At 40.4% G+C, this 13,824-nt stretch carries 6 protein-coding genes and 2 pseudogenes; all 8 read left to right on the forward strand.

Going from position 1 to position 13,824, the window contains the following annotated elements; genetic code table 11:
- The first annotated feature begins 89 nt into the window (after positions 1–89).
- The 8 genes and pseudogenes from HMPREF9423_RS04255 (at position 90) to HMPREF9423_RS04285 (ending at position 13,783) form a co-directional block, all read left to right on the forward strand.
- Positions 90–419: a hypothetical protein gene (locus HMPREF9423_RS04255; RefSeq protein WP_006148097.1), complete on the forward strand. Its 330-nt coding sequence runs from the start codon at positions 90–92 to the stop codon at positions 417–419.
- A 6-nt stretch (positions 420–425) separates the two neighbouring features.
- Positions 426–620 (forward strand): helix-turn-helix transcriptional regulator, encoded by a 195-nt coding sequence (locus HMPREF9423_RS04260; protein ID WP_006148098.1) that lies wholly within the window; start codon positions 426–428, stop codon positions 618–620.
- Between the two features lie 245 nt (positions 621–865).
- Entirely contained in the window at positions 866–2,614 is a 1,749-nt protein-coding gene (locus HMPREF9423_RS04265) for a glycoside hydrolase family 13 protein (RefSeq protein ID WP_006148099.1), read from the forward strand.
- A gap of 297 nt (positions 2,615–2,911) precedes the next feature.
- Positions 2,912–3,059: pseudogene (locus tag HMPREF9423_RS12795) on the forward strand (YSIRK-type signal peptide-containing protein); the annotation flags it as partial.
- A 251-nt stretch (positions 3,060–3,310) separates the two neighbouring features.
- Positions 3,311–9,835: pseudogene (locus HMPREF9423_RS04270) on the forward strand (SIALI-17 repeat-containing surface protein); the annotation flags it as partial.
- A gap of 260 nt (positions 9,836–10,095) precedes the next feature.
- The gene (gene murD / locus HMPREF9423_RS04275) at positions 10,096–11,448 is read left to right on the forward strand and encodes a UDP-N-acetylmuramoyl-L-alanine--D-glutamate ligase (RefSeq protein ID WP_006148101.1); all 1,353 of its coding nucleotides are present in this window, start codon (positions 10,096–10,098) and stop codon (positions 11,446–11,448) included.
- A 1-nt stretch (position 11,449) separates the two neighbouring features.
- Positions 11,450–12,508, forward strand: coding sequence for a UDP-N-acetylglucosamine--N-acetylmuramyl-(pentapeptide) pyrophosphoryl-undecaprenol N-acetylglucosamine transferase (locus HMPREF9423_RS04280; RefSeq protein ID WP_006148102.1), 1,059 nt, complete (start codon positions 11,450–11,452; stop codon positions 12,506–12,508).
- Between the two features lie 9 nt (positions 12,509–12,517).
- Positions 12,518–13,783 (forward strand): cell division protein FtsQ/DivIB, encoded by a 1,266-nt coding sequence (locus HMPREF9423_RS04285; protein WP_006148103.1) that lies wholly within the window; start codon positions 12,518–12,520, stop codon positions 13,781–13,783.
- Positions 13,784–13,824 lie beyond the last annotated feature (41 nt).

Here is a 13,824-nt window from a genome sequence, read left to right on the forward strand (position 1 = left end):
AAAACATCTTGACATTTTATCTATTTAGAGTATAATAAGAAATGTAAAGAGCTCTTGACATTATTACAAAAATTTGGAGGAACAAAGCCATGAAAAAGATGGATGAAATGGACAGAGATATTCAGTTGCGTTCTGAGGAGTGGGGCTACAAAACAGCGCTTTTGGGTTTATGTGCATGGACAGGATTTAATATCTATCAAGCACTTGTTGGTGGTGGCAAACTTGAAATGCTTCCTTGCTTAATTTTGATCTTATCTGTAAGTGTGCAAGGATTTGCTCAAACCGCAATGAAACGTAATATGATTGCTGGTGATGAAGAGTATAAAGAACCAAATAAACTTGTTCAAGGAGTAATTTTGATGGTTGTTATCCTTATCGTAGTATTGGCTCTTGGCGTTTATTTTTTTCAGAAAGACTAATGCTGTATGAAAAATAATATCAAACAGTTAAGAAAATCTGAGGGACTACGTCAGGAAGATATGGCAAAAATATTAGGCGTTAGTCGACAAACCATTATTGCTATCGAGAATGACAAGTACAATCCTACACTTGAACTAGCAATGAAAATTGCAAGGCTGCTACGACTACATGTTGAAGAAATTTTCATTTTAGAAGATTAAAGATATCAGATAGCATTTATTCTAATCATCTGATTCGTAATGATGGAGAGTTTTCCGGTTCATGGAAACTCTCTTTTTAAAGCTCTTAAAGAGTCTACTCAATTTTACCCTTGTCCATCTATATATCTATCTATCGTAAAACTGGTATAAAAATTGCAAATCGAATCTTAAAATAGTATACTAGTTCTGTTAATTATGAAAACGTTTGCGTTTTTGTTGATGATAGATTATTTAGGAGACAAATGATGGAATTAACAGCTATTTATCATAGACCAGAATCAGAGTATGCATATCTTTACAAGGAAGATCAGCTACATATCCGAATTAGAACCAAGATAAATGATGTCCAGAAGGTTATCTTACACTATGGAGATCCCTTTATTTTCATTGAGGATAAGTATGAAGCTAAGAAAGAAATGACCAAAGTAACCTCAGATGCTTTATTTGATTATTGGCAGGTTACAGTCTCGGTTGATTTTGCACGGATTCAGTATCTCTTTGAGCTCCTTGATGAGGAAGGTCAGGGTGTTTTTTACGGTGATAAGGGTTGCGTAGAACATACTCAAGAAAACTTGGATGCTGATGGAAACGGCTTTAAGCTTCCTTATATTCACGAAATCGACGGATGTCAGGTTCCTAGCTGGGTTTCAAATACCGTTTGGTATCAGATTTTCCCAGAACGCTTTTCCAATGGAAACCCTAATTTGACTCCAGATGGAGCTCGAGAGTGGGATGCTGCCATTGCACCTAATATTGATGATTTTTTTGGTGGAGATTTACAAGGGATTATTGACCACTTAGACTATCTTAAAGATTTGGGAATCACAGGACTTTACCTATGCCCGATTTTTGAAGCAACGACCAATCACAAGTACGATACGACGGATTATTTTGAAATTGACCATCACTTTGGGGATAAGGAAGTTTTTGCTAATCTAGTCGAGGAAGCTCACAAACGTGGCATCAAGATTATGCTAGATGCTGTTTTCAATCATATCGGCTACCAGTCTGCCCAATGGCAGGATGTTCTAAAGAACGGAGAAAAGTCACCATATAAAGATTGGTTCCATATCCAAGAATTTCCAGTTACTGAGGATAAACTTCAGAATCCAAGACAACTCCCTTATCATACCTTTGCCTTTGCTAGCTATATGCCTAAGTTGAATACAGCTAATCCGGAGGTTAGGGACTATCTTTTAAGTGTTGCGACCTACTGGATTGAGAATTTTGATATCGATGCTTGGCGCTTGGACGTTGCCAATGAAATTGACCATCAGTTCTGGAAAGATTTTAGAAAGGCAGTTCTAGCTAAAAAGTCTGATTTGTATATTTTAGGTGAAATCTGGCATACGTCTCAGCCTTGGCTACAAGGGGATGAGTTCCATGCTGTCATGAACTATCCACTCTCTGAAAGTATCAAGGATTATTTCTTGCGTCAGCGTAAAAAGACGGAGCAATTTATTTCAGAAATCAATAGCCAGTCTATGTACTACAAGCAACAAATCTCAGAGGTGATGTTTAACCTTTTAGATTCTCATGATACAGAGCGTATCCTTGCAACTGCAAAAGGAAATATCCAGCATGTCAAGGCTGCCCTAACTTTCCTCTATCTTCAAAAAGGGACCCCTTGTATCTATTACGGAACAGAACTAGCACTAATTGGTGGACCAGACCCTGACTGCCGTCGTGTCATGCCTTGGGACCGTGTTTTTGAAGACAATGACATGCTGATTTTCATGAAGAAATTAATCAAGGTCCGTAAGGAAGTGGCAAGTATTATTCAGCATGGAAATTATCGCTTGGAAGAAGTGGAAGCAGATGTTCTTGCCTTGAAATGGAGCCATGAAGGGAAAACAGTTCAAGCCATCTTTAACCAGTCTTCTGAGAATTTTGTTTTAGAAAGAGACTCTGTTGATTTAGCTAGTCATTGCCAGTTTGAAGATGGGCAGCAACTCATCTTACCAGATGGATTTGTCATTACTGTTTCGAAATAAAGCAATCAACTGCAACAAGTATCTAGTTACAAAAAATGAAGGGATTATGTGACTTTAGATACATAAAAAAACAAGAAGCTGTCCTACTAGAGGACAGCTTTTTGGTAAATTTCACTAAATGTACATTCAGATTTTTATAGTTTTCTACAAAATATAGAAAAAACAATCAAAAGTATGATTTTTACAGTCATAGTATTGAAGTTTCCTATATTATTTTATAAAATAGAAGTAATAATTACAAAAAAAGTACAGCGCTTTCAATAAAAATGGAAGCGGTTACTTAACAAGGAGAACCCTATGGGAAAAGATTATTGGAATCGCAAAAGTATCTATAGCATCCGTAAATTTACGGTAGGAACGTGCTCGGTACTTATCGGGACTTGCTCTGTTTTATTTGGAGCAAATCTAGCTAGTGCAAGTACTGTATCTGCGGATGAAACTCCAGTCGCTGTTGCTACTGAAAAAGTGGAGAAAGAAACTCCTAAAGAGGAGGCTGTAGATTCAAAAGCTTCTGAACAACCTGTAACAAAAGAAACTGTTAACAGTGAAGCAGTAGAAACTAATCATGAAGTAGAGAAAAAAGTGGAAGCCCCAACTACTGAGACAACTCCTGAGAAAAAAGAAACCTCTGATGTAGAAAAGCAAGCTCCAGCTGTGACTCAGGATCAATCTGCTCAAACAGAAAAACCAGAGCTCAAACCTGCAACTAATGATGAGGTAAAACAGTTGATTGAGGATAGAAAAGTAGAATTCAACCAAAACTGGCATTTCAAGCTCAATGCCAATGCTAAAGATGCAGTCAAGCCAGATGCCGATGTTTCTAGTTGGAAGAAATTAGACCTTCCTCATGACTGGAGTATCTACAATGACTTTGACCATGACTCACCTGCCCAAAACGAAGGTGGGCAACTCAATGGTGGTGATGCTTGGTATCGTAAGACCTTTAAACTTGATGAAGAAGACCTCAATAAGAATGTACGCATCACGTTTGATGGTGTTTACATGGATTCTCAGGTTTATGTAAATGGTCAGCTAGTTGGTCACTATCCAAATGGTTACAACCAATTCTCATATGACATCACTGACTATCTCCATAAAGACGGTCGCGAAAATGTCGTAGCAGTGCATGCCATCAACAAACAACCAAGTAGCCGTTGGTACTCAGGAAGCGGGATTTACCGTGATGTTACCCTTCAAGTCACAGATAAGGTCCATACTGAGAAAAATGGAACAACTATCTTAACTCCAGACCTTGAAAAACAACAAAATGGTAAGGTAGATACTCATGTAACAAGTAAGATCGTCAATACTGATGATAAAGATCATGAAATTCTTGCTGAGTATCAAATCATTGAACGTAATGGTCAAGCTGTAACGGACCTAGTTCGTACAGCTAGTCAAGTCTTGAAAGCTCATCAATCAACAAGCTTGAATGCTATTTTACAAGTTGATAAACCAAAACTTTGGACAGTTAATAGCGACAAGCCTGCCCTTTACGAATTGGTTACACGTGTTTATCGTGACGGTCAATTGGTAGATGCTAAGAAAGACTTGTTTGGTTACCGTTATTACAACTGGACTCCAAACGAAGGTTTCTCTTTGAATGGTGAACGCATTAAATTCCATGGAGTTTCTCTTCACCATGACCATGGAGCTCTAGGAGCTGAAGAAAACTATAAAGCAGAATACCGCCGTCTTAAACAGATGAAGGATATGGGTGTGAACTCTATTCGTACAACCCACAACCCAGCTAGTGAGCAAACTTTGCAGATTGCTGCTGAGCTTGGTTTGTTGGTCCAAGAAGAAGCCTTCGATACTTGGTATGGTGGTAAGAAACAGTATGACTACGGACGCTTCTTTGATAAAGATGCCACTCACCCAGAAGCTAAAAAAGGAGAAAAATGGTCTGATTTTGACTTGCGTACCATGGTCGAAAGAGGCAAAAACAACCCTGCTATTGTCATGTGGTCTATCGGTAATGAAATTGGTGAAGCAGATGGGAAACCTCGTTCTCTAGCAACGGTTAAACGCTTGGTTCAAGTTATCAAGGCTGTTGATAAGACACGCTATGTCACTATGGGAGCAGATAAGTTCCGTTTTGGTGATGGTAGTGGTGATCATGAAAAGATTGCGAATGAACTTGATGCTGTTGGATTTAACTACTCAGAAGATAACTACAAGAAACTTCGTGCGAAACATCCAAATTGGTTGATTTACGGATCTGAAACTTCCTCAGCTACTCGTACACGTGGAAGTTATTTCCGTCCAGAACGTGAATTGGTCCACAGCAATCAGGCTTACCGTAATTACGAGCAATCAGACTACGGTAATGACCGTGTTGGTTGGGGTAAAACAGCAACAGCATCTTGGACTTTTGACCGTGATAATGCGGGTTATGCAGGTCAGTTCATCTGGACAGGTACGGACTATATCGGTGAACCGACTCCATGGCACAACCAAAACCAAACTCCAGTTAAGAGTTCTTACTTTGGTATCGTAGATACAGCTGGTATTCCAAAGAATGATTACTACTTGTACCAAAGCCAATGGGTTTCTGCTGAGAAGAAACCAATGGTTCACTTGCTTCCTCACTGGAACTGGGAAAATCCTACCCTAAAAGAGAATGTAGCGGATGCAGATGGTAATATTCCAGTCCGTGCCTATTCTAATGCGGCAAGTGTAGAACTATTCTTGAATGGTAATACTCTAGGCAAGAAGACATTTACTAAAAAACAAACAAGTGATGGACGTACTTACCAAGAAGGTGCTAAACCGAATGAACTTTACCTTGAATGGAAGGTTGCTTTTGAAGCTGGTACTTTAGAAGCAGTAGCTCGTGATGAAGCAGGTAATATCATTGCTCGTGATAAGATTGTGACTGCTGGAGAACCTGCAGGAGTTCGTTTGGTCAAAGAAGAACATGCTATCGCAGCTGATGGGAAAGACCTCACTTATATCTATTACGAAATTGTTGACAGTAAAGGTAACGTAGTTCCTACAGCCAATAATCTTGTTCGCTTCCAGTTGCATGGACAAGGTCAGATTGTCGGTGTGGATAACGGGGAACAAGCCAGCCGTGAACGTTACAAAGAACAAGCAGATGGTTCATGGATTCGCAAAGCCTTTAATGGTAAGGGTGTTGTGATTGTCAAATCAACTGAGCAAGCAGGGAAATTCACCTTGACTGCTCACTCTGATTTCTTGAAATCTGGTCAAACAACTATCTTCACAGGTAAGAAAGACCAAGAGGAAAAAACTGTTTTAGGTACAGAGGTTCCTAAAGTTCGTACAGTAATCGGTCAAGCAGCGAAAATGCCTTCAAAAGTAGGATTTATCTACAGTGATGGCAGTCGTGTAAAACTTCCAGTAGAATGGTCCGCAGTTGATGTCAACAAACCTGGTATTTTTACTGTTAAAGGTGTGGCTGACGGAAGAGATGTGGAAGCGCGTGTTGAAGTCTTGGCACTCGAAGCAGAATTACCTGTAGTTAAGAGAATTGCACCAACTACAGATCTGAGTACGGTTGATCCATCTGTTAGCTATGTATTGTCAGATGGTACTCTAGGAAGCTATGACGTTGATAGGTGGGAAGTTGCAGCTGAAGATCAAGCTAAATTAACTATCCCAGGCTCTCGTATCCAAGCTAAAGGAATTTCAGGTGATGATGAAATCGCTGCTACATTCGTAGTTGCCGAAGGTCAAGCGGCTTCACCAGTAGTACCGACTGTAACTGTTGCAGACCAGCCTGTAGAAGGGCTCTCAACTGATCAACCAGTTCTATATCATAAACTTGCTTATGGAGCTGCTTTACCTGAAGTTAAAGCTTTAGCTGAAAATGCGCAAGTTACTGTTATTCAAGCTAACGAAGCAAATGGTATGCGTGCTAGTATTTATGTTCAACCAAATGATGGTGGAGCACTTCAGACTTATGCTATCCAATTCTTACAAGAAGCTCCTCAGATTGAACGTTTAAGCCTAGAAGTTGAAAATGCAGACGCACTGAAAGAAGACCAAACAGTTGGTATCAAAGTCTTGGCTCATTATCAAGATGGAACTCAGGCCGTATTAAAAGCTGACAAGGTAACCTTCTCAACATCAGGTGAAGGAGACGTAGCTGTTCGTAAAGGTATGCTTGAATTGCATAAACCTGGTCAAGTAACTTTGAAAGCTCAATTTGAAGGAGCAGAAGGTCAGATTGACTTGAACATTCAGGCAAATACTGAAAATAAAGTTGTCCAGGCTATTCGTCCAGTAAGTGTCGTGACAGGTTTGAACCAAGAACCAAGTCTACCTGATACAGTAACGGTAGAGTACGATAAAGGATTTCCAAAAGTTCACAAGGTAACTTGGCAAGCAGTTGCTAAGAAAGACCTTGCTAAATACCATAGCTTTGATGTTCTAGGTAAAGTGGAAGGAATTGAAAACGAAGCTCATGCTAGAGTTTCTGTAGAAGGTATCATTGCAGTCGAAGAAGTGACTACAACAACTCCAGTTTCAGAAGCTCCTCAATTACCAGAAAGTGTTCGTACTTACCACTCAAACGGCCAAGTATCTTCAGCTAAAGTGACTTGGGATGCTATTGATCCAAGCCAATATGCAACTGAAGGTAGCTTTACAGTGACAGGGCATGTGGAAGGGACTCAGTTACCAACGAAACTACATGTGCGTGTTTCTGCTCAGACAGAAACTGGTGCAAACATTTCTGACCAGTGGACAGGTTCAGAGTTGCCACTTGCCTTTGCATCAGACTCAAATCCAAGTGACTCAGTAGCCAATGTCAATGACAAACTAATCTCATTTAATGATCAACCGGCAAACCGCTGGACAAACTGGAAACGTACAAGTGAAGCATCAGTAGGAATCCTCTTTGGTGATTCTGGTATCCTGTCTAAACGTTCGGTTGACAATCTCAATGTTGCCTTCCACGAAGACCACGGTGTTGGTGCACCTAAGTCTTATGTCATCGAATACTATGTAGGAAAAGATGTTCCAACAGTTCCTAAAAACCCAAGCTTTGTAGCTAGTGAAGACCACGTCTTTAACGATGACAATAACTGGAAACAAGTGACAAATCTTAAAGCTCCAGATCAAGTGAGAGCTGGAGAAATGACTCACTTTAGCTTTGATAAAGTCAATACCTATGCGGTTCGTATCCGTATGGTTAGACCAGATGGTAAATTGGGTACTTCCATTACAGAAATTCAAATCTTCTCTAAACAAGTAGCTCCAGCTAAGAAAGCTCAAGCTCAAATCCAAGTAGATGGAAAAGATTTGCCAAACTTTAACCCTGGCTTGACTGACTATTATCTAGAAGCTAAAGAAGACCAAGCACCAACTGTAACAGCAAGTGTATCAGATAATGGTATTGCTACAGTGATTCCAAGCGTTCGTGAAGGGGATCCAGTTCGTGTTGTCGTTAAGGCTGAAAACGGAGATATTCTAGGTGAATACCGTCTCCACTTTACAAATGATAAAGACTTGCTAGCAAGTAAACCTGTTGTTGCTGTGAAATCATCACGCTTGGTTGCTAAGGGGCATACTCTTGAGTTACCTGCGAAAGTCGCTGTTTACTTCACAGGTAAAGATGGCTATGAAGTCAAAGACTTGGCAGTTGAATGGGATGAAGTTCCAGCTGAAAATCTAGCGAATGCAGGTGAATTTACAGTTCGTGGTCGCGTTTTAGGTACTGATTTAACTGCTGAAGTAGCAGTACGTGTGACTGATAAACTCGGTGAAAACCTATCAGATAACCCTGATTTTGATGATGATAGCAACCGCTCATTTGCTTCTGCAACCAATGATATTGATCCAAATTCTCATGACCGTGTGGACTATGTTAACGATGGTTCTGATGATGAAACCCGTCGTTGGACCAACTGGTCTCCAACTCCATCTGATAATCCCGAAGTTTCAGTAGGAGTTATCTTTAGAGAAGCTGGCAAGATTGTTGAACGTACAGTCGCTGAAGGAAGCATTCGATTCTTCTCAGATGGTGGTACAGATGCACCTTCTAAACTAGTCTTAGAGCGCTATGTGGGACCAGAATTTGACTCACCAGAATACTACTCTAACTACCAACCATACGATCCAGAACATCCATTCAACACTCCTTCTAACTGGGAGAAAGTTGAATACCGTGCGGACCAAGAGATTCAAGCAGGTACTGATATCCATGTAACCTTTGCCCCAGTTAAAGCTAAGGCTATGAGATGGCGCATGGATAGAAAAGCAGATACTAAGGGTGTAGCTATTACAGAAATGGCCTTCATTGCTCCAAGTGAGGAACCTAAGGATAGTACAGCTGCAAAACTTCTTGTGGATGGTAAAGAGATTGCTGACTTCTCTGAAAATCGTGTGGATTACCAAGTAACCTACAGTGGAAATCGTCCTCAAGTAACAGTTGAAGCTGGCGAAAACGTAGCAGCAACTATTGTTGATAGTGGTGATGATAAACTTCCAGTCTTGATTCATCTTGTTTCAGAAAGTGGTAAACATATTAAGGAATACCGCATTCAATTGACTAAGGCAGATGCTGAAAGCGCTAAGACAGAACCAGCTGTACACGAAGTTCCAGAGTTCACAGGTGGTGTGAATGGAGAAGAACCAGCTATACATGAAGTTCCAGAGTTCACAGGCGGTGTGAATGGAGAAGAGGCAGCAGTTCACGAAATTCCAGAATACACAGGAGGCGTGAATGGAGTTGAAGCAGCAGTTCACGAAGTACCAGAACATACTTTAGGAGCGAATGTAGTCGAACCAGCAGTTCACGAAGTTCCAGAATACACTGGTGGTGTGAATGCAGTCGAGGCAGCGGTGAACGAAGTTCCAGAATACAAAGGTGGAGTCAATGCAGTCTTTGCAGCGGTGAACGAAGTTCCAGAATATACTGGTGGGGTGAACGCAGCCGAAGCAGCGGTTAATGATGTGCCAGAGTACAAAGGTGGTGCCAATGCAGTCTTTGCAGCGGTGAACGAAGTTCCAGAATATACTGGTGGGGTGAACGCAGCCGAAGCAGCGATTAATGAAGTACCGGAGTACAAAGATGAGCAGTCGATTGTAGCCCTTGCTATGTCACAAGATAAGACTTATCAGGCACCTGCAAGTCGTCAACACATTCTCCCTGAAACAGGTACTAAGGAAAATGCAACCCTTGCAACAGCAGGTGTTGTGGGAGCGCTTCTTGGACTCTTTGCAATGGGAAAGAAGAAAGACGAAGAATAAAATAATCTGACAGTATTTAGATTATAGAGATTGGACAAGAAAACAATCTCAACTATAAAAAGTGGACAAACTAGTTTCAAGAAACAGAACTAGATCTTGTCCGCTTTTTTATGTTTCTTGGTAACAAAAAATCCTTAACAAAGATGCTAAACTTGATAATTGAGTTTCCAAATAACAAAAAACAAATAAGAAAGCCCTTTGTGGCTTTTTTATTTTCATAAAAATGGTAAAATAGTAAGAGTAGAAATGGAGTTCTAGATATGAAACGAATTGATCAATTTGAGAATAAGAAAGTATTAGTCCTAGGTTTAGCCAAATCAGGTGAGTCTGCAGCTCGTCTCTTGGACAAGCTAGGTGCCATTGTAACGGTTAATGATGGCAAGCCTTTTGAGGAAAATCCAGCTGCTCAAAGCCTTTTGGAAGATGGTATCAAGGTTGTCACTGGTGGACATCCTTTGGAATTATTGGATGAAGATTTTGCCCTCATGGTAAAAAACCCTGGTATTCCTTATAGCAACCCTATGATTGAAAAAGCTTTGGCAAAAGGAATTCCAGTATTGACTGAGGTTGAGTTGGCCTACTTGATTTCAGAGGCACCAATTGTAGGGATTACGGGTTCAAATGGTAAGACAACGACCACAACCATGATTGGTGAAGTTCTGACTGCTGCAGGACAAAATGGACTCTTATCAGGTAACATCGGTTATCCTGCTAGTCAGGTTGCTCAAACTGCGACAGATAAGGACACCCTTGTCATGGAACTTTCTTCTTTCCAATTAATGGGAATCCAGGAATTCCATCCTGAAATTGCTGTTATCACCAACCTTATGCCAACACATATTGACTATCACGGTTCTTTTGAGGACTATGTGGCAGCCAAGTGGAATATCCAAAGCAATATGACAGCAGCTGATTACCTAGTATTGAACTTCAACCAGGAATTAGCTAAAGAACTTGCTACAAAGACAAACGCGGCTGTAGTACCATTCTCAACACTTGAAAAGGTTGACGGAGCTTATCTTGAAGATGGTCTTCTCTACTTCCGTGGTGAAAAAGTCATGGCAGCTGATGAAATCGGTGTTCCAGGTAGCCACAATGTGGAAAATGCTCTTGCAACCATTGCCGTTGCTAAACTGCGTGGCGTTGATAATGAAACCATCAAGGAAACCTTATCAGCCTTTGGTGGAGTTAAACACCGTCTCCAGTTTGTAGACCAAATCAATGGCGTTAAATTTTATAACGATAGTAAGTCAACCAATATCTTAGCAACTCAAAAAGCCTTGTCAGGATTTGATAATAGCAAGGTTATCTTGATTGCTGGTGGGTTGGACCGTGGCAATGAGTTTGACGAATTGGTTCCTGATATTACTGGACTTAAGAAAATGGTCATCCTCGGTCAATCTGCAGAACGTATCAAACGTGCAGCGGATAAAGCTGGTGTGGCTTATGTGGATGCAACAGATATTGCTGACGCAACTCGCAAGGCTTCTGAACTTGCGGAAGAGGGAGATGTTGTTCTCCTCAGTCCTGCCAATGCGAGCTGGGATATGTATGCTAACTTTGAAGTGCGTGGAGATCTTTTCATCGACACTGTAGCGGAGTTAAAGGGATAATATGAAAAAAATAGTATTTACTGGTGGGGGAACGGTTGGACACGTTACCCTCAACCTTTTGTTAATGCCTAAGTTCATCGAAGATGGCTGGGAAGTCCACTATATTGGTGATAAAAATGGGATTGAGCATCATGAAATTCTCAAGTCAGGTTTAGATGTTACCTTCCATTCGATTGCAACAGGGAAATTACGTCGATATTTCTCATGGCAAAATATGGTTGACGTCTTTAAGGTTGCTTTTGGAATTCTTCAATCGCTCTTTATCATGCTTCGAGTTCGTCCACAAGCCCTCTTTTCTAAGGGTGGATTTGTATCTGTTCCGCCTGTTATCGCAGCGCGAGTATGCAGAGTACCAGTCTTTATCCATGAATCTGACCTCTCTATGGGATTGGCCAATAAAATTGCCTATAAGTTTGCGACTAAGATGTACTCTACTTTCGAGCAAGCATCTAGTCTCACTAAGGTAGAACATGTAGGAGCTGTGACCAAGGTTTCTGGTCCAGTTATGGAAGAACCTGAAGAAATGGTGGATATCCGAACTTCTTTCAACGACAAGTTACCTACTCTTCTCTTTGTTGGAGGTTCTGCTGGGGCGCGTGTCTTTAATCAACTAGTAACAGACCACAAGGAAGAGCTGACTAGTCGCTATAATATCATCAACCTGACAGGTGATGCTAGTTTAAATGAACTAAGTTCAAACCTCTACCGTGTTGACTATGCGACGGAACTCTATCAACCACTCATGAATCTGGCTGATGTGGTCATCACTCGTGGTGGTGCCAATACGATTTTTGAACTCCTTGCTATGGCTAAATTGCACGTCATTGTGCCACTGGGTCGTGAAGCCAGCCGTGGAGACCAGATTGAAAATGCAGCCTATTTTGTGAAGAAAGGCTATGCTGAGGAGTTGCAAGAGAGCGATTTGACTTTGTCAACTTTAGAAGAAAAAGTAAATCAACTCTTGGCCAACAAAGAGATTTACCAAAACAAGATGAAGAATTCTCAGGAATTAAAATCTGTGGCAGATTTTTATGAGTTACTAAAAAAAGATTTATCATAAGGAAAATTGATGTCAAAGGATAAAAAGAATCAGGACACTCAAGGCAAGGAATTGTCAGAGTGGCAAAAACGAAATCAAGAATATCTTCAAAAAAAGGCTGAAGAAGAGGCGAAACGTGCCGAAGAAGAAGCTCGTGAAAAAGAAGAACAAGTATCAGAGTCTTCTGAAAGCATTCAAGAAGTGTCAGAATGGCAAAAACAACACCAGGAGTATTTGAGCAAAAGAACGGAAGAAAACTCTACGAGTTCTGAAGAAGTGGACCAAGAATCCGAAAAATCTGAAGAGAAGGATTCGGATACTAGCGATGAGACTTCAAATGAAGAGAAAGATTCGGAGGAAACTCCTCAAGAAGACTCTAAGAGTCAGGATCAAGTAGAGAAAGAAAAAACTGACGAAAAGGTTAAGAAACAGAAAAAAGTAAAAACCAAGAGTAAACTTCCAAAACCAGCCATTCCTTCTATACATATCTGGCGAGCAGTTACAATCCTCGTCCCAAGTTTTATAATCTTATTCTTGTCTATTTATCTACTAAGTCCTCTAGCTACAATGAAACATATTGACGTTACAGGTACTGTTCAGACAAGTGCAGACCAAGTTAGAGAAGCGTCTGGCATTCGTGACAGTGACTATACAATCAGCTTGCTCTTAAATAAAGATAAGCATGCGGAAATGGTCAAATCAAATCACTGGATTGAATCTGCTAAGATAACTTATCAATTTCCAGTTCACTTCACCATTGAAGTTAAAGAATTTGAGATTGTAGCCTACTCTGTTTCTGGAGATAGCCATTATCCAATCTTATCTAGTGGAAGTATTGAATCAACTGCCGTTAGTTCTGACAACTTACCTGAGAAATACATATCTGTTTTATTTAACGATGATGAACAGATTAAAACCCTAATTTCTCAGCTAAATGAAGTTAGTCCAGAAATTAAGCAAGAGATTGAGAAGATTGAACTTGCACCAAGTAAGGTAACAAGTGACCTTCTAAAGATTACCATGTATGATACAGACGAGATTTTGGTGCCATTATCAGAACTAGGGAAGAAGTTACCTTACTATAGTAAGATAAAATCACAGTTGACAGTTCCTAGTGGTATTGACATGGAGGTCGGTATCTATAGCTATAGTCTAGTGGATAAGGCTCTGGACGACGAAAGAGTCAAAGCCAAAGAAGAGGAAAAGAAGAAGCAGGAAGAAGAGAAGAAAAAACAAGCTGAGCAAGGAAATCAAGATCAAACAACACAGACGACTCAAACAACACAGAGTCGCTAAGTTTCAGGTGATTCGTTCAGTTACTTGTTTTTACTTGACAA

This window comes from Streptococcus infantis ATCC 700779 (assembly GCF_000187465.1).
GTDB lineage: Bacteria > Bacillota > Bacilli > Lactobacillales > Streptococcaceae > Streptococcus > Streptococcus infantis.